Raw genomic sequence first — 16,234 nt, forward strand, 5'->3', positions numbered from 1 at the left:
GCTCCCCTCCTCATGCTTCCCGCCATCGCAAACCGTAGCGGGGAACGCCGACAGGACGGCCGCGGTTTGCGTTCAGATCACACGGGTACGGCGCCACCATTGGCCCGGGCCGGGCGATGAGAAGGGGGACGGACGTGGCTGAGTTCGAGGCGACGCGCGGGATGCCGGCCACCAGCACGATCGTGTACGGCGTCGCGTCCGACGTCGCGGTCATGGACCGCTGGCTGCCCCGGGGCCTGCACGTCACCGACGCCGGCCCCGGCACGGTCGAGGCGGACGGCGACCTGGTGCCCGGCGAGGGAACGCACGAGGGGCTGTTCCGCGCCTCGGAGGACCAGCTGCGGGTGGAGTGGGGCGGCCGTGACCACCCCGACTACGCCGGCTGGCTGCAGGTGGCGGACTCGGCGAGCGGGACCAGCGAGGTGACCGTCCACATTTCCCTGCTCGACGAACCGGACTCGGGACCCCGGGCGGACGAGGTCCGCGAGCTGCTCGACCGCTCCCTCGACCGCCTGGCCGACGAGGTGGCCCACCGCGTCCAGGGAGCCGGCTGACGCGCCGCCCGATCGAGCGGGATTCGGTAAGCCCCCACCACCGCTCGTCCTGATTCGGTACCGTCGTCCCGTGCTCACCGGATCACAGGACACGGCCCTCATCGTCATCCGCGGCAACTCCGGTTCGGGCAAATCCACCGTGGCACACGCCGTGCGGGAGGCCTACGGCCGCCGGGGCATGGCCGTGATCAGCCAAGACGTGGTCCGTCGCGACATACTCCGCGAGCTGGACCGGCCGGGCGGTGTGAACATCGGCCTCCTGGACGTGATGTGCCGGCACGCCCTGGACGCCGGCTACCACGTGATCTTGGAAGGCATCCTCGCCGGCAGCCGTTACGGGCAGACGCTGCAGGCGTTGTGCCGCGACCATCGCGGCAGGACGCTCTGCTACTACCTCGACGTCTCCTGGGAGGAGACGCTGCGCCGGCACGAGACCCGGCCGCAGCGCGCCCGGTTCGGCCCGGAGGAGATGCTGCAGTGGTATGTCAAGGGGGACGTCCTGCCGGACGTGCACGAGACGATCATCGGCGAGAGCAGCCCACTGGAGGAGATCGTCCAGCTGATCCTGCAGGAGGCCGGGCTGCTGGTCGATGAGACGGTCCGATCGGCGTCCGCGCAGGCGACGGCCACGCCCCAGGAGGGCCTGCCGGACCGGCCGGCCATCGGCAGGATGACCACCATGGGCGAGCAGCGACAGCAACCCTTGGTCGACGAGTCGATCGCGATCGTCGCCCCGGCACGGGACGTGTGGCAGGCGCTGGTCATCGCCGAGATCCGTGCCGGCTGGTGGGGTCACCTCGACCTCGACGCGACCGCCGGCGGACGGTTCGAGGAGCGCTGGACCGACGACGACGGGCGACAGGCGCGCACGAGCGGAAAGGTGATCGAGGTCGTCGCCGATCATCTGCTGGTGTTGTCGTGGGCGGACGAGGGCTGGCCCGCCGCGACCCGGGCCGAGATCCAGCTCACGGAGATCGGCGGCTCCACGATGGTCCGGATCCTGCACACGGGCTGGGGGGCGCTGCCGGACGGCGCGGCCCTGGCCGCGCAGCACCGCGCGGGCTGGCTGATGCATCTCGCCGACCTCCGCCGCTACGTCGAGGACAGCGCCGTCTTCTAGGTCAGGACTCCAGGGCCAGGGACAGGCGGCGCGCCAGGCCTGTGTTGCGGCGGTGGCCCACCCGGTGCACCGCCAGCTCCAGCGCCTCACGCTGCCCCACCAGCACCACCCAGGCCTTGGCCCGGGTCACCAGCGTGTAGAGGAGCTTGCGGCGCAGCATGATCCCGCCGGACTCGGCGACGATCGGCGCGACCACGAACGGGTATTCGCTGCCCTGCGAACGGTGCACGCTGATCGCGTAGGCGTGGGTCAGATCGTCGAGCTCGTCGAACCCGTAGTGCACGCTCTCCCCGTCGTCGGTCCTGATGGTGATCGTGCGCTCGGCCGGCACCACGTCCGTGACCGTCCCGGTCTCGCCGTTGAAGACGCCCTTGTCGTAGTTGTTGCGGATCGGCATGACCCGGTCGCCCACCCGGAACACGGTCGCCCCCGACCAGTGCTCGGGCTTGTCGTCGGCGGCCGGGTTGAGCTGGTCCTGGATGAGCCGCCCGAGCGCGGTGGCGCCCGTCTCGCCCTTGCGCATCGGGCACAGCACCTGCACCTGGCCGGGCTCGACGCCTTGTTTGCGCGGGATCGCGACCATGGCCAGGTGGGCGACGCGCCGGGCGACCTGCTCGGGATCGTCCAGCTCTTCGAACCAGAACCCGCCCCGTCCCGGCGTCGCCGGCATGCGGCCGGCGCGGATGCGGTAGGCGGCGTCGATGATGCCGCTGCCGCCCGACTGGCGGAAGACGTGGGTGAGCTGGACCCGCGCGATCTCCGGTACCCGCAGCAGGTCGGCCAGCACGTCGCCGGCCCCGATGCTGGGCAGCTGGTCGCTGTCGCCGATGAGCAGCAGGTGGCTGCCCGCCGGGACGGCGGCGGCCAGCCGGGTGGCCAGGTGCAGGTCGAGCATGGACGCCTCGTCGACGACGATGAGGTCGGCCTGCGACGGCCGCTCGTCGAAGAGCGTCTCCGGGTCCGGGTCGGGCTGCTGGGCGAGCATGCGGTGCACGGTCATGGCCGGCAGCCCGGTCAGCTCGGACAGGCGTTTGGCCGCCTTGCCGGTCGGGGCGGTGAGGGTGACCGTGCCGCCTCCCGCCCTGACGATGGTCGCGATGGCCTTCACCGTGTGGCTCTTGCCGCACCCGGGTCCGCCGGTGATGATCGAAACGGTGCTGGTCAGCGCCATGGTGACGGCCGCGCGCTGATCGTCGTGCAGCGTGGGGTCCTCGTGGAAGGAGCGCAACGGCAGCGTCGAACGCGCCTGCGCCAGCCGTGCCAGCTGGGCGGCGAGCGCGCCCTCGCGGGCGTGCACGTGCTTGGCGTAGGCGACCATCTGCCCCGGCTGGTCCGGCGAGGTCTCGACGACCAGCCGGCGCTCGGCGACGAGCGCGTCCAGCATCGGCCGCACCAGGTCCTGCTCCTGCTCGATCAGCTCCGCCGCCTGAGCGACCAGCGTGGGCACCGGCAGATAACAGTGCCCGTCGCGGGTGGCGGCCGCCTCCAGCCGGTCGAGCAGCGCCGCCTTGACCCGCTGGGGGCTGCGCTCGGGCACGCCTGCCTGCAGCGCGATCCGGTCGGCGATACGGAAGGCGATGCCCCTCACCCGCCCGATCAGCCTGTAGGGGTCCGTGGCGAGCACCTCGTCGGCGTCCTGCCCGAACGCCTGGTAGATCTTGGCCGCGAGCAGCGGGCTGACCCCGAGCCCCTGCAGCGTCACCATCAGCGCGGCGATCGCCTTCTGCTCGCGCCACGCCTCGACGATCTGCGCCTGCCGCAGCGGCCCGATGTTGACGACCTCGGTGAGCCGCTGTGGCTCGGTGTCGATGACCTTGAGCGTGGCCTCGCCGAAGTGGTCGACGATCGCGTACGCCAGCCGCGGCCCGATCCCCCTGACCAGCCCCGACCCCAGGTAGATGCGGATCGCCCGCACCGACGACGGCGTCACCCGCTCACAGCCGGTGACCGCGAACCGCCGGCCATAACGCGGATGCCGGCTCCAGTCGCCGAAGATCCGCAGCGTCTCGCCCGGCTGCACCCCGGCCAGGGCCCGTCCCGTGGCCACGAAGTCGGCCATGCCGTCGGCGCTCATGCGCGCGACGGTGTATTCGTCCTCCCGGACGTAGACGAGCTGCTCGACCGACGCCTCCACAGCAGAGATCAAACCACCCGCGACCGACAAACGGCATCACATTGCGGTCGGATAGGTCTCCGGCTCGAGGTCACCCCAGGGCTCGCCGTGCAGCGGATGCAGCGCTTTGGTGTGGTCCAGCCAGATGAAGGCGTCATAACGGCGGCCCACGACCGTCGGCACGTAGTTCGCCCAGCGCTCCCGCTCCGGGTGGTACACCACGCCGATGGCCCGGTGTCCCATGGGCTCGTCGTACCACATCGGCCTGGAGCCGGCGGGCACGACGAACAGCGCCCGGCCGTCGGGCAGGTCCGCCTCGTGCAGCAGCGCCTCCAGGGACGCCGGGCGCGCGGCCGGCACCGGCATGACGTGGTGCTGCGCGCCCCACCGGTCCGCGGCCACCACCGAACCCCGGTGGCTGCCGAAGCCCACGAGCACCACGGCGTCGCCGTGCCGTTCGCGGGCGAGCTGTCCCAGATTGGTCATCCCGGCCGCCGCCATGTCCGTGGCGCGGGCGTCGCCGACGTGCGTGTTGTGCGCCCATACGATCCCTTTGGGGCCGCGCATGCTCGCCAGCCGGTCCAGGCTGTCGGCCATGTGCACGTCCCTGACGTTCCAGGACTCGGGACCGCCGCGGACCATGGCCCGGTAGTAGCGTTCGGCGCCGGCCACGATCTCGGCGTTCTGCCGCACGCCGAGGTCTTCGGGCGCCGCCCTGCGCACCGCGGCGAGCAGGTTCACGACCTCGTCCTCGCAGGTGTCCGGCACCAGCCGGGTGGCCAGGCCGTACTGCTGCGGGTCGTGCCCGTAGGACTCGAAGCAGTGCAGGGCGTCCGTCACCGCCTCCAGTTGCGCGGGCAGGTGGGCGGCGGCGTAGTGGCGTACGGCGCGCAGCGAGTCCCACAGGCTGTAGACGTCGAGTCCGTAGAAGCCGCAGCGCTCGGGGTGCGGCAGTTTGGCGTTCCAGAGCCGCAGCCAGCGGCAGAACTCCACGACCTCGTGGTTGGCCCACATGAACGTCGGCCAGCGGGCGAAGCCGTACAGGGCCTCGAACGGATCGGTGTCGGCGGTGACGGCCTGGTTGACCCGTTCGCAGTCGGGCCAGTCCCCTTCGACTCCGATGAAGGTGAACTCCTTCTCCTCGATCAGCCGGCGGGTCAGGTCGCACCGCCAGGCGTAGAAGTCGTGCGTTCCGTGGCTGGCCTCGCCGATCAGCACGAACCGGGCGTCGCCGATGCGTTCGAGCAGCGGGTCGAGGTCGTCGGTGCGGGTCAGCGGCAGAGCGGAACTCCGCACCTCGTCGATGCTCGTCATTCCTCCTCCTCCGCGAGCACTTGGAGGCATTCGCGGGCGAGCTGGAGCTCCTCCCGCACCTGGACCACCATGACAGGGACGCCGTACGCGCTGACCGGGCCGTCCTCGTGGCGGTTGCCGGCGACGGGCGGCTGGACGCCGAGCAGGCCGAGGCGGCGGCACACCGCCTCGCGCACCTCGGGCTGGTCCCAGCCGATCTCCCCGGTGAACACCAGGGCGTCGATGCGGCTGAGCGACGTGGCCACGGCGGCGATCTCCCTGCTCACCCGATGGGCGAACACGCTTAGCGCGAGCGCGGCCGCCTCATCCCCGTCCCGTTCGGCGGCGACCAGGTCTCTGGTGTCCCCCGACCGCCCGTCCGACAGGCCCAGCAGCCCGGATCGCCGTTCCAGTCCTTCGCCCAGCTCCCCCAGCGACAGGTGGCCCTCGGACAACAACCACACCAGCATGCCGGGATCGACGCTGCCCGAGCGTTTGCTCATCGGCACGCCCTCCAGCGGCGTGAACCCCATCGAGGTGTCCAGGCTGCGCCCGCCCGAGACCGCGCACACCGAGCACCCGCCGCCCAGGTGCGCCAGCACCAGCTCCAGCTCGGCCACGGGCCGGCCGAGCAGCTCGGCCACCCGGTCGGCGGCCCACGCGTAGGACAGGCCGTGGAAGCCGTAACGACGCAGGCCGTGCCGCTCGCGCCACTCCCGCGGCAGGGCGTACGTGGCGGCCGCCGCCGGCAGGCCGGCGTGGAAAGCGGTGTCCGGGCACAACACGTGCGGCACGGCAGGCAGCTCCTCGCGGGCCGCCGCCAGCAGCGCCAGCGAGGGCGGCAGGTGCAGCGGCGCCAGACTCCTCACCTCACGCAGCGCCGCCACGGTCTCGTCGTCGGCCACGGTCGGGGTACGCACGATCTCGCCGCCGTGCACCAGCCGGTGCGCCACCGCCCGGATGTCGCGGTCGAAATGCCCGCCGAGGAAGGCCGACACCTCGTCCCTGGCCGTGGCGGGATCGACGGCGCGCTCGGCGTGGGCGCTGTCCAGCACGCTCCCGCCCTGCACCAGATCGAGGCGCAGGCTCGACGAACCGGCGTTGACGGTCAATATCGCCGCCGGCTCGGCCATCTGCTCCTCGATCGCCCCGCTCATGGGGCTCGGCTACCCGCCACTGCCACCACAAAACGGACGTATCCGGACGAATGGCCGATCTGGCTTTACCGCGGTCAGAGGTTGTCTCGTGAGGAGGCCGGGTAGGCGAAGCGCCATGAACATCACCCTTCAGGTCAACGGCGTCCCCCGCGCGGTGGACGTGGACCCCCGCATGTCGCTGCTCGACCTGCTGCGCGAACGGCTGGGGCTGATCGGCGCGAAGAAAGGGTGCGACCACGGCCAGTGCGGGGCCTGCACGGTGCTCATCGACGGGCGGCGGGCCAACTCCTGCCTGGCGCTGGCGGTCGCGGTGGAGGGCTCGGAGATCACCACCGTCGAGGGCCTGGCCCGCGGTGACGAGCTGCATCCGCTGCAGGCGGCGTTCATCGAGCACGACGCGTTCCAGTGCGGGTACTGCACGCCGGGGCAGCTCTGCTCGGCGACCGGCATGCTCGGCGAGCCCGGGCCGAGCGCCGTCACCGAGGACGTTCTGGTCGACCCCGATCTGACGCCCGCGGAGATCAGGGAGCGGATGAGCGGCAATCTGTGCAGGTGCGGCGCCTACGTCAACATCGTCAGCGCGATCGCCGGCACGGTCACAGGGGTGGCGCGGTGAGGTCCTTCGAGTACGCCCGCGCCGACAGCCCGCCGGACGCGGTACGCCGGTTCCGGCCGGGCGCCATGTACCTGGGCGGCGGCACCAATCTGGTCGATCTCATGCGGCTCGGCGTGGCCGAGCCCGACCGCCTGGTGGACGTCAGCCGCCTGCCGCTCGACGCGATCGAGCAGATCCGCGACCGGCTGCGGATCGGCGCCGCGGTGCGCAACAGCGATCTGGCGGCCGACCCGCTCGTCCGCGCCCGCTATCCGATGCTGGCCCGAGCGGTGCTCAGCGGCGCCTCCGGCCAGGTACGCAACATGGCGACGGTGGCCGGCAACCTGCTGCAGCGCACCCGATGCGCGTACTTCCAGGACGTGAGCAGGCCGTGCAACAAGCGCCGGCCCGGCTCCGGCTGCCCGGCGATCGAGGGCGACCACGCGAACCTGGCCGTGCTCGGCCGCTCGGACGCCTGCGTGGCCACCCACCCCTCCGACCTGGCCGTCGCGCTGGCCGCGCTGGAGGCCGAGGTCCACGTCACCGGGCCGGCCGGGGACCGCATCATCCCGATGCCCGGCCTGCACCGCCTGCCCGGCGACGCGCCCGAACAGGACACCGTCCTGGAGCCAGGCGACCTGATCACCGCCGTCGAGCTGCCCGCGCCGCCGCCCGGCGCCTCGGCCTACCGCAAGGTACGCGAGCGCGCGTCGTTCGCCTTCGCCCTCGTGTCCATCGCCGCCGTCATGGACGTCCGCGACGGGATCGTCGCCGGCTGCCGCATCGCGCTCGGCGGCGTCGCCCACGCGCCCTGGCGGGCCGAACGCGCCGAGGAGGCGATCATCGGCGGCCCGGCGACCGGCGCGGCGTTCCTGGCCGCCGCCGAGGCCGAGCTCGCCCAGGCCCGCCCGCTGCCGCGCAACGCCTTCAAGGTCCCCCTGGCGCGCAACCTCATCGTCAGCACGCTCGAGGAGCTCACGCCGTGAACCGCGTCGAGGGCCGCGTCAAGGTCACCGGGCTGGCCACGTACGCCGCCGAATACCCGGTCGAGGGCGTCACCTACGCCTATCCCGTGCAGTCGCGCATCGCCAAGGGCCGCATCACCCACGTGGACGCGAGCCGGGCCCTCGCCATGCCCGGCGTGCTGGGCGTGCTGTCCGTCGAGGAGCCGCCCGAGCTGGCCGAGGACGCCGACGCCGAGCTGGCCCTGTTCCAGAGCCGCGACGTCGCCTACCGCGGCCAGCTGATCGCCGCCGCGATCGCCGACACCTACGAGAACGCCCGCGCCGCCGCCGACGCCGTCCGCGTCGCCTACGAGCCCGCCGACCACGACGTCGGCCTGCGCACCGACCACCCGGGCCTCTACCGGCCGGAGGTCGTCAACCCGGACTACCCCGCCGACACCGAGCAGGGCGACCTCGAGGCGGGCCTGGCCGAGGCCGCGACCACGGTCGACGTGACGTACACGACCCCGGTCCTGCACAACAACCCGATGGAGCCGCACGCCGCCCTCGCCCTATGGGCCGGCGACGGCAGGCTGCTGGTCTACGACTCGGCGCAGGGCGCCTCCATCGACCGCGACATCATCGCCAAGACGCTCGGCCTGCCGCCGAACCGCGTCCGCGTCGTCTCCAGGCACGTCGGCGGCGGCTTCGGCAGCAAGGGCACCACCCGGCCGCACGCCGTGCTCGCCGCCCTGGCCGCCAGGGCCGTGGGCCGGCCGGTCAAGGTCGCGCTGACCAGGCAGCAGATGTTCGACGTCACCGGCTACCGCACCCCCACGATCCAGCGGCTGCGACTGGGCGTGGACGCCGACGGGCGGCTGACGGCGCTGGAGCACATCGCGTACGAGCAGAGCTCCACGCTCGTGGAGTTCGCCGAGCAGACCGCGACCCCCGCCCGCGTCATGTACGCCGCCCCCGCGCTGCGGACCGCGCACCGGCTGGTCCGGCTGGACGTGGCCACCCCGTCGTGGATGCGCGCCCCCGGCGAGTGCCCCGGCATGTACGCGCTCGAATCCGCCATGGACGAGCTGGCCTACGCCGCCGGCCTCGACCCCGTCGAGCTGCGCATCCGCAACGACCCGCAGACCGAGCCGGACAGCGGCCTGCCCTTCAGCTCCCGCAACCTGGTCGCCTGCCTGCGCGAGGGCGCCCACCGCTTCGGCTGGGACCGGCGTGACCCGGCTCCGGGTGTCCGGCGGGAAGGAGAGTGGCTGGTCGGGACCGGCGTGGCCGCCTCCACCTACCCGGCCAAGCGCATGCCGTCGCAGGCCCTGGCCACGATGCAGGACGGCGACTTCCTCATTCAGGTGGCCGCCACCGACATCGGCACCGGCGCGCGTACCGCGCTGACCAGGATCGCGGCCGAGACGCTGGGCGTCGCCCCCGATCGGGTGCACGTGGAGCTGGGCGACAGCGACCTGCCGGCGGCGCCGGTCGCCGGCGGCTCGATGGGCACGGCCTCGTGGGGGTCGGCCATCGTGCGCGCCTGCGAGGAGCTGATGAAGAACGGCAAGGAGGGCCGCGCCGACACCACCGGCGAGGTCGCCGCTGACACGCGGCTGGCCAGGCACGCCTTCGGCGCCCAGTTCGCCGAGGTCCGGGTCAGCGCGGTGACCGGTGAGGTGCGCGTGTCACGCCTGCTCGGCGTGTTCGCCGCCGGGCACATCGTGGACGCCGAGCTGGCGAGGTCGCAGTTCATCGGCGGCATGACGATGGGCCTGGGCATGGCGCTGATGGAGGAGACGCAGACCGACGAGGAGTTCGGCGGCTTCCTGCGGCGCGACCTGGCGCAGTACCACGTGCCCGCCTGCGCCGACGTCGAGAGCATCGAGGCGGTCTGGCTGGAGGAGCAGGACGAGCGGCTCAACCCGATGGGGAGCAAGGGCATCGGCGAGATCGGCATCGTCGGCACCGCGGCCGCCATCGGCAACGCCGTTCACCACGCCACCGGCCACCGCGTCCGCGACCTCCCCATCACCCCGGCAAAGATTCTCATGCCACGGTTTTGACCCGGTTTGGAGGCGCTGGCCTGGGTCACCGCCGGCGTCATCGCCGCGCTGGCCCTGTGGACGTGGTTCGCCCAGGCCGCGCTCAACCGGTCCGACGATCAGCCGTCCTCAGGCGGCAGCGCCGTGCCGTCCCCATCCTCGGGCGGCGCCGCGGCGCCGTCGTCCCGCGACGACTGACGCGCGTAGGCGGCCCGCGCCACCATGTACGCCGCGACCGCCACGGTGACCACCTGAGCGGCCCCCACCAGCAGCAGCGGCCCCGCCGTCGCCCAGGTGGGCCGGTGCAGCCACATGGCGAGCAGCACCAGCAGCACTCCCGCCACCTGCGGCTTCGTGCCCGCGTGCATGCGGTCCAGGGTGGTGCGGAAGCGCACGAGCCCGGCGCCGGCCGACAGCGCCAGCAGCGCGCCGAGCAGCAGGCAGGCCGCGGCCGCCCCGTCGAGCGGGCTCACCGCGACTTCCCCGCGAAGAACCTGGCCAGCGACACCGACCCGACGAACCCCAGCAGCGACAGCACCAGCAGGATCGGCAGGTCCGCATAGTCGTCCGTGGCCACGGCGAACGCCCCGACCCCGCACATCGCCAGTGCCGTCATCGTGTCGAGCGCCACCGCCCGGTCCAGCATCGACGGGCCGCGCGCCGCCCGGTAGAGCGTGAGCGCCGCCGCGCATCCGAGCAGGACGAGCGTCACCACGTACACCGGCATCATCCCAGTTCCTCCCGATCCCGCGAGGTGCCGAACGCCGCCACGATGCGCGACTCCAGCGCGGCCACCTCGGCCCGGACGGCCTCGGCGGCGTCGCCGGGCAGGCCGAGCACGTGCACCATCAGGCACCGCTCCGCGACGTACGCCTCCACGACGAGGCTGCCGGGCACGTTCGCCAGCGCCGCCATGATCATCGTGATCATGGCGTCCGACGACGTGCGCAGCCGCACGCGGACCAACAGGGTCGGCGGCGGCCCCGGCCGGAACACCCACATCACCACCCGCGCGGTCGAGACGACCATGTCCCAGCCGAACCACACCAGGAAGCGCGCCAGCGCCACCGGGCGGATCCTGATGCCCGGGTCGAGCATGGGCAGCGGCAGCAGCCACGTCACCACGAGCGCGACCGCCACCCCGCCCAGCGCGTTCCCGGCCGACACGTCGCCCCACAGGGTCATCCACACCAGCACCAGCCAGGCGATCAGCGCCAGCCGCGCCTTCACCGGTCCCTCCCCAGCACGGCCTCGATGTACGGGCCGCGCGCCAGCAGCTCCCCCGCCGCCCGCTGCGCCAGCGCCGACAGCGGCCCGGCCAGCACCGTGTACGACAGCCCGAGCGCCACCAGCGCCGCCACCGGCCCGGACAGCGCCACGGGCAGCGTCGTCGTGGTCACCGTCGGCTCCTGGCCGGTGTATTCCTCGCTCTCCACCACGGTGCCCGTCCTGGCCTCCCGCGGGGCGCGCCAGAACGCCTTGCCCCAGGTCTTGGCGACCGCGTACAGGGTGAGCAGGCTCGTCAGCAGCCCCGCGGTCACCAGCACGCGGGCCAGCGCCCCGCCGTCGGCCAGGCCGGCCTGCACCAGCATGAGCTTGCCCAGGAAGCCTGACATCGGAGGGATGCCGGACAGGTTCATGGCGGGCACGAAGAACAACACGGCGATCAGCGGCGCCGTCTTCATCAGGCCGCCGAGCCCGGTCACGGACGTCGTGCCGGTACGCCGCTCGATCAGCCCGGTCACCAGGAACAACCCGGTCTGGACGGTGATGTGGTGCACCACGTAGAAGATCGCGCCGGCCATGCCCGCCACCGTGGCCAGCGCCACCCCGAACACCATGTACCCGATGTGGCTGACCAGGGTGAAGGACAACATCCGTTTGATGTCGGTCTGGGCCACCGCGCCGAGCACCCCCGTCAGCATCGTGGCCAGCGCCACCCACATCAGCAGCACCGAGACCGGCCCGCCGGGGAACAGCAGCGCCTCCAGCCTGATGAGCGAGTACACGCCGACCTTGGTGAGCAGCCCGGCGAACACGGCCGTGGCCGGGGCGGGCGCGGTCGGGTAGGAGTCCGGCAGCCACGCCGAGATGGGGAACATCGCCGCCTTGATCGCGAACACCAGCAGCAGCATGAGCTCGACCAGCAGCTTCACCTGCTCGGGCAGCATGGTGAACCGCAGCGCGAGCTGCGCCATCGACAGCGTCCCCGTGGCCGCGTACGTGATCGCCAGCGCCATGAGGAACACCATCGACGAGGCCAGCGCCATCAGCGTGTACGTGGCGCCCGCCCGGATCCTGGACTCGGTGCCACCGAACGTGAGCAGCACGTACGAGCCGCTCAGCAGCAGCTCGTAGGCCACGAACAGGTTGAACAGGTCCCCCGACAGGAACGCGTCGGCCACCCCCGCCACCATCACCAGGAACGCCGGATGGAAGATCGCCATCGGTGCGTCGTGCTCCTGCACGTCGTAGGCGTTGGCCACCGAGTACACCATCACGCACAGCGTCACGGCCGACGACACCACCAGCAGCAGCGTCGACAGCCGGTCGGCGACCAGGCAGATCCCGACCGGCGACGGCCAGCCGCCCAGCTCGGTGACCAGCGGGCCGCCCGCGTCCACCGTCACGAGCAGCAGCGCCGACACGGCGAGCGACACGCCGAGCGTGACGATGCTGATGAGCGACTGCAGGTGCCGCAGCCGCCCGCCGATCGCCAGCTTCACCCCGGCCGCCAGCAGCGGCAGCACCACGGGCACGCAGACGAGGCTCTCGATCGTGTGCGCTGTCACGAGTCCTCGCCCTCCAGCTCCGGGTCCTGTGCCAGGGCCTGGCGCGTCCGCTCGTCCCTGATGGCCGCCCGCATCTGCCGCAGCGCCTCCCGCTGGCGCGCCCTGAGCCTGCGGCGCAGCTCCCGCTCCCTGGCCGCCTGCGCCTCGCGCCGGCGCGCGTGCTCCTCCCGCAGCTCCTCAATGCGCAGCACGTTGTCCGTGACGACGGCCTCCTCGCGCTGCCCGGCCGCCTCCAGGTGATCCTGGATCTCCTCCTCCGACACCCCGAGCTGCCGGTGCTCGCGCATCCAGCGCTCCAGTTCCAAGTGCACGCGGGAGATCCGCCGCTCCAGGTCGGCCTCCTCCAGGCGCTCCCGCTCGGCCTGCTCGGCCTCCAGGTGCGCCAGCTCGGCCCGCTGCTCGGCGACCAGCCGGCGGTAGGCGTCCTGGCGGCGGCGCACGGCGTCGCTCAGCTCGCCGCGCCGGGCCCGCAGCCGCACCCGCCGGTCCTCGGTGTCGTCCTGGACCTCGTCGCTGCCGGTGAGCTGCCACGAGCGGTGCACCAGGGCCAGCAGGAACGCCGTCATGCCCAGGGTGATCACGATGGCGGTCAGCACCATGGCCTGCGGCAGCGGGTCGGCCATGCCCTGGGTCCCGGTGAAGGGCGGGCCGCCGGCGTCGCCGCCCGCGGTCACGATCAGCAGGTTCACCCCGTTGCCCAGCATGATCACGCCCGCCAGGACCCGTACCAGGCTGCGTTCGAGCAGCAGCGTCACCCCGGCCGCGAGCATCGCGCAGCACGCCGCCAGGGGCAGCAGCGACACGGTCACGTGTTCTCCCCGGCGTCGATCTGCCGGTCCAGCTCGGCGCCCAGGCCGCGCAGGATGTCCTGCACCATGCCGATCACCGACACGTACACGCCGAGGTCGAACAGCAGGCCCGTCGACACGTGCACGTGCCCGATCAGCGGCACGCTCACGTCGGCGGCGAGCATGTCCAGAGCCGCCGAGCCGAACAGCAGGCCGGCCAGCGCCGTCCCCGCCGACAGCGTCAACCCCACCCCCATCAGCACGCCCGCGTGCACCGGCACCGCCGTGGCCAGCTCGTTGCGGCCGCCCGCCAGGTACCGCACCATGATCGCCAGCCCGGCCACGATGCCGCCCGCGAACCCGCCGCCCACCGCGCTGTGCCCGATGAACAGCAGGTACACCGACAACACCAGCACCGTGTGGAACGTCAGCCGGGCCGTCACCTCGAACGCGATCACCCGCTGTCCCGGCGGCAGCGTGGCCGCCAGCCAGTGCGTGCGCTCGGCGGGCGGGTGCTCGCCCGGCTCGATGCGGTACGACCTGCGCCGCAGGAACACCATGCTGGTCAGGCCCAGGGTCAGCACGACCAGCACCGTGCTCTCGCCCAGGGTGTCCCAGGCGCGGATGTCGACGATCAGCGCGCCGACGATGTTGCGCATGCCCGCCTGCTCCGCCGCCGCCTCCATCAGCGCGCCGACCGGCTCCGTGCCGCGCGCGTCCATCGCCAGCACGGCGGCGCCCGTGGCCATCACGCCCACGGCCAGTCCGATCGCCGCGCGCAGCGGCATCGGCAGCCTGCCCTTGACCGGCTCGATCGGCAGCCGCCGCAACACCAGCGCGAACAGGACCAGGGCGACCGTCTCGGCCAGGAACTGGGTGAGCGCCAGGTCGGGCGAGCCGTGCGCGAGGAACAGCAGCGCCGTGCCGTATCCGGTGAAGCCCACGATGACGGCCAGGAAGACGTACGCGCGGGCGAACAGCGCCAGCACCGCCGCCGCGATCGTCAGGACGGCCACGATCGGCTGCTCGGGCCGCTGCCAGCCGGTGACCGGCACGTCCACGCGCAGCACGCCGCCGTGCAGGAGGGAGAACACGCCGACGCCGACCATGGCCAGCAGCGTCAGCATCAGGTAGTCGGGCACGGAGCCGCGCTGGATGAGGCCGGTGAGCTGGAGGGCGAAGCGGTCCAGGCGGCGGATGAGCGCCCAGAACAGCTGACCGGTGTCGTACACGTGCAGCGCCGCGCCCGCCCTGGCCACCGGCTCCCTGGCCAGGAACAGCGCCACGCCAGCGGCCAGCGCCGCCGCCGACAGCAGCAGAGGTGTCGCGTGCGCGCTCCACAGCGCCAGGTGGCCGCCGCCGTACCAGGTGCCGAACCGGGCGGCCAGCGGCGCCAGCACCAGGCCCAGCACCGCCGGCAACGCCGTGGGCGCGAACATGGCCGCGGGCACCGGGTGCACCGGCCGCTCGGCCACGCCCGGCTTGGCGGCGAACGCCCCCCACAGGAAGCGCAGCGTGTACGCCGCCGTCAACGCCGACCCCGCCACCACGCCCGCCAGCACGATCGGGTCGTGCAGCAGCGCCTCCAGGGCGGCCTCCTTGCCGGCGAAACCGGCCAGCGGCGGCAGCCCGGCCATGGACGCCCCCGCCAGCATCGCCACCGCGCACACCCACGGCATCGCCCGCCCCACCCCGCTGAGCTCGCCTGTCTCCCGGCTGCCCGCGGCATGATCGACGATGCCCACCACCAGGAACAACGCCGCCTTGAACAGCCCGTGCGCCGCCATCATGGCCGCCCCTGCCAGCGCGGCCCCCGAGCCGAAGAGCACGATGAGAAAGCCCAGCTGGCTGACCGTGCCGTAGGCCAGCAGCCGTTTGAGATCCGTCTCGCGCAGCGCCCGCCAGCCGCCCAGCAGCATCGTGAGCACGCCGAGCGGCACCGCCACCGCCCGCCACAGCGGCACGTCGCCGGCCACCGGGGCCAGCCTGGCCACCAGGTAGACGCCTGCCTTCACCATGGCGGCCGCGTGCAGGTACGCCGACACGGGGGTGGGCGCGGCCATGGCGGCCGGCAGCCACATGCTGAAGGGGAAGATCGCCGACTTCGCCAGCGCCCCCGTCAGGATCAGCACGGCGGCGACCGCGCCGAGGTCTCCCGGGGTGAGCGCGGAGATCCGGTACGTGCCCGCCGCCTGGCCGGTGAGCACGAGCCCGCCCAGCATGGCCAGGCCGCCGAACGTGGTGACGATCAGCGCCTTCATCGCCGCCTGGCGGCTCATCCGGCTCTCCGGGTCGTACCCGATCAGCAGGTAGGAGAAGACGGTGGTCAGCTCCCAGAACACGTACAGGAGGAGCAGGTTGTCGGCCGTCACCAGCCCCAGCATCGATCCGGCGAAGGCCACCATGGCGGCGCCGTAGCGCCCGAGCCCGTCGTCGCCCTCGGGGAAGTAGCGCGCGCTGTAGACCAGCACCAGCATCCCGACGCCGGTGACGAGCGTCATCATCAGCACCGCCAGCGCGTCGAACCGGAACGACAGCTCCATGCCCATCGCCCAGCTCGTGCCCCGGCTCTCCTGCGGCCCGCTCGGGGTGTGGCCGGAGGCGGCCCCGGGGACGAGCCACAGGGTGTAGCCGAAGGCGGCCGCCGGAGCGAGCGCCAGCAGGGCCAAGGAGCCGCGGCCCATGCGGCGGGCCAGCCAGGGAGCGCAGATGGCCGCCCCCGCATGCAGGATGAGCAGCGACTCCAGCGGCTCCATGGGCTCCTCAGGCGGGACGTACTTTTTCCGGCTACGTCCGCCCAATCTCCATGCTTCGACCCCCGCCGCGACGC

14 protein-coding genes are annotated in these 16,234 nt (G+C 72.7%); 5 read left to right on the forward strand and 9 right to left on the reverse strand.

The features are described from left to right. Positions 1-134: 134 nt before the first annotated feature. Both OHA25_RS42235 and OHA25_RS42240 read left to right on the forward strand, forming a co-directional pair. Positions 135-554, forward strand: coding sequence for an SRPBCC family protein (locus OHA25_RS42235; protein WP_327582520.1), 420 nt, complete (start codon positions 135-137; stop codon positions 552-554). Between the two features lie 70 nt (positions 555-624). Next, positions 625-1,674, forward strand: a complete 1,050-nt coding sequence (locus tag OHA25_RS42240) for an SRPBCC domain-containing protein (RefSeq protein WP_327582521.1) — start codon at positions 625-627, stop codon at positions 1,672-1,674. Between the two features lies 1 nt (position 1,675). Here OHA25_RS42240 and recD2 read toward each other — a convergent pair whose 3' ends face one another. From recD2 to OHA25_RS42255, 3 genes are read right to left on the reverse strand one after another with little or no spacing between them, the layout of a single operon-like run. Continuing rightward, a complete protein-coding gene (recD2, locus tag OHA25_RS42245) occupies positions 1,676-3,808 on the reverse strand; it encodes an SF1B family DNA helicase RecD2 (RefSeq protein WP_327582522.1) in 2,133 nt (710 codons plus the stop codon). 36 nt (positions 3,809-3,844) lie between these two features. Next, positions 3,845-5,101 carry an erythromycin esterase family protein gene (locus OHA25_RS42250; RefSeq protein ID WP_327582523.1) on the reverse strand — a complete coding sequence of 419 codons (1,257 nt, stop codon included), beginning with the start codon at positions 5,099-5,101 and terminating at the stop codon, positions 3,845-3,847. After that, positions 5,098-6,237 (reverse strand): acetate/propionate family kinase, encoded by a 1,140-nt coding sequence (locus OHA25_RS42255; RefSeq protein ID WP_327582524.1) that lies wholly within the window; start codon positions 6,235-6,237, stop codon positions 5,098-5,100. Before OHA25_RS42255 ends, OHA25_RS42250 begins: the two co-directional genes overlap by 4 nt. Before the next feature lie 115 nt (positions 6,238-6,352). On the opposite strand from OHA25_RS42255, the gene OHA25_RS42260 reads away from it, so the two are divergent. The 3 genes from OHA25_RS42260 to OHA25_RS42270 are packed head-to-tail and all read left to right on the forward strand — an operon-like array spanning position 6,353 to position 9,845. After that, complete coding sequence (locus OHA25_RS42260) at positions 6,353-6,853, forward strand: (2Fe-2S)-binding protein (protein ID WP_327582525.1); 501 nt, start codon at positions 6,353-6,355, stop codon at positions 6,851-6,853. Continuing rightward, positions 6,850-7,818, forward strand: a complete 969-nt coding sequence (locus tag OHA25_RS42265; RefSeq protein ID WP_305920398.1) for an FAD binding domain-containing protein — start codon at positions 6,850-6,852, stop codon at positions 7,816-7,818. The genes OHA25_RS42260 and OHA25_RS42265 overlap by 4 nt, the downstream gene beginning before the upstream one ends. Beyond that, complete coding sequence (locus OHA25_RS42270; RefSeq protein ID WP_327582526.1) at positions 7,815-9,845, forward strand: xanthine dehydrogenase family protein molybdopterin-binding subunit; 2,031 nt, start codon at positions 7,815-7,817, stop codon at positions 9,843-9,845. Before OHA25_RS42265 ends, OHA25_RS42270 begins: the two co-directional genes overlap by 4 nt. 98 nt (positions 9,846-9,943) lie before the next feature. On the opposite strand, the gene OHA25_RS42275 is transcribed toward OHA25_RS42270, so the two are convergent. Genes OHA25_RS42275 through OHA25_RS42300 form a run of 6 tightly spaced genes read right to left on the reverse strand, consistent with a single transcriptional unit; the run spans position 9,944 to position 16,160 of the window. After that, entirely contained in the window at positions 9,944-10,297 is a 354-nt protein-coding gene (locus OHA25_RS42275; protein ID WP_305920395.1) for a monovalent cation/H(+) antiporter subunit G, read from the reverse strand. Further along, positions 10,294-10,554 (reverse strand): monovalent cation/H+ antiporter complex subunit F, encoded by a 261-nt coding sequence (locus OHA25_RS42280; RefSeq protein ID WP_327582527.1) that lies wholly within the window; start codon positions 10,552-10,554, stop codon positions 10,294-10,296. Before OHA25_RS42280 ends, OHA25_RS42275 begins: the two co-directional genes overlap by 4 nt. Further along, positions 10,551-11,054: a Na+/H+ antiporter subunit E gene (locus OHA25_RS42285; RefSeq protein WP_327582528.1), complete on the reverse strand. Its 504-nt coding sequence runs from the start codon at positions 11,052-11,054 to the stop codon at positions 10,551-10,553. The genes OHA25_RS42280 and OHA25_RS42285 overlap by 4 nt, the downstream gene beginning before the upstream one ends. Next, a complete protein-coding gene (locus tag OHA25_RS42290; RefSeq protein ID WP_327582529.1) occupies positions 11,051-12,616 on the reverse strand; it encodes a Na+/H+ antiporter subunit D in 1,566 nt (521 codons plus the stop codon). The genes OHA25_RS42285 and OHA25_RS42290 overlap by 4 nt, the downstream gene beginning before the upstream one ends. Then, positions 12,613-13,425 carry a Na(+)/H(+) antiporter subunit C gene (locus OHA25_RS42295; RefSeq protein WP_327582530.1) on the reverse strand — a complete coding sequence of 271 codons (813 nt, stop codon included), beginning with the start codon at positions 13,423-13,425 and terminating at the stop codon, positions 12,613-12,615. The genes OHA25_RS42290 and OHA25_RS42295 overlap by 4 nt, the downstream gene beginning before the upstream one ends. Then, positions 13,422-16,160 (reverse strand): Na+/H+ antiporter subunit A, encoded by a 2,739-nt coding sequence (locus OHA25_RS42300; protein ID WP_327582531.1) that lies wholly within the window; start codon positions 16,158-16,160, stop codon positions 13,422-13,424. The genes OHA25_RS42295 and OHA25_RS42300 overlap by 4 nt, the downstream gene beginning before the upstream one ends. Between the last annotated feature and the right edge of the window lie 74 nt (positions 16,161-16,234).

Origin of the sequence: Nonomuraea sp. NBC_00507 (assembly GCF_036013525.1) — a bacterium.
Classification (GTDB): domain Bacteria; phylum Actinomycetota; class Actinomycetes; order Streptosporangiales; family Streptosporangiaceae; genus Nonomuraea.